Annotated in this window: 1 protein-coding gene; it reads left to right on the top strand. The window is 65.1% G+C overall.

From position 1 onward, the window contains the following. The first annotated feature begins 1 nt into the window (after position 1). Positions 2–1,177: an elongation factor Tu gene (gene tuf / locus TW83_RS14630; protein WP_045983513.1), complete on the top strand. Its 1,176-nt coding sequence runs from the start codon at positions 2–4 to the stop codon at positions 1,175–1,177. Positions 1,178–1,181: the final 4 nt, after the last annotated feature.

The raw sequence follows: 1,181 nt of genomic DNA, 5'->3' as shown, positions 1-1,181 counted from the left end.
CATGGCAAAGGCAAAGTTTGAACGGAACAAACCGCACGTCAACATCGGCACGATCGGCCACGTTGACCACGGCAAGACGACGCTGACGGCGGCCATCACGAAGTACTTCGGCGAATTCCGCGCCTATGACCAGATCGACGGCGCGCCCGAAGAGAAGGCCCGCGGGATCACGATCTCGACCGCGCACGTGGAATACGAATCCGAGACGCGCCACTATGCGCATGTCGACTGCCCGGGCCACGCCGACTACGTCAAGAACATGATCACCGGTGCCGCCCAGATGGACGGCGCGATCCTGGTCGTGAACGCCGCCGACGGCCCGATGCCGCAGACGCGCGAGCACATCCTGCTGGGTCGCCAGGTGGGCATCCCCTACATGGTCGTCTACCTGAACAAGGTCGACCAGGTGGATGACGAGGAGCTGCTGGAACTGGTCGAGATGGAAGTCCGCGAGCTGCTGAGCTCTTACGACTATCCGGGCGACGACATCCCGATCATCAAGGGTTCGGCGCTGGCAGCCATGGAAGGCCGCGACAACGCCATCGGCGAGGATTCGATCCGCGCGCTGATCGCCGCCGTCGACGAGTACATCCCGACCCCCGAGCGTGCGATCGACCAGCCGTTCCTGCTGCCGATCGAGGACGTGTTCTCGATCTCGGGCCGCGGCACCGTGGTCACCGGCCGCATCGAGCGCGGCGCGGTCAACGTGGGCGACGAACTGGAGATCGTGGGCATCCGCGACACCAAGAAGACCACCTGCACGGGCGTCGAGATGTTCCGCAAGCTGCTGGACCGCGGTGAGGCCGGCGACAACGTGGGCGTCCTGCTGCGCGGCATCGACCGTGACGGCGTCGAGCGCGGCCAGGTCCTGGTCAAGCCGAAGTCGGTCACCCCGCACACCCAGTTCGAGGCCGAGGCCTACATCCTGACCAAGGAAGAGGGCGGCCGCCACACGCCGTTCTTCGCGAACTACCGCCCGCAGTTCTACTTCCGGACCACGGACGTCACCGGCACCGTCAAACTGCCCGAGGGCACCGAGATGGTGATGCCCGGCGACAACCTGAAGTTCGAGGTCGAACTGATCGCCCCGATCGCGATGGAAGAGAAGCTGCGCTTCGCCATCCGCGAAGGCGGCCGCACCGTCGGCGCAGGCGTCGTCTCCAAGATCATCAAGTGATCCA

Origin of the sequence: Paracoccus sp. S4493 (assembly GCF_000967735.1) — a bacterium.
Lineage (GTDB): Bacteria > Pseudomonadota > Alphaproteobacteria > Rhodobacterales > Rhodobacteraceae > Paracoccus > Paracoccus marcusii.
This window is presented reverse-complemented; position numbering and strand designations above follow the sequence as displayed.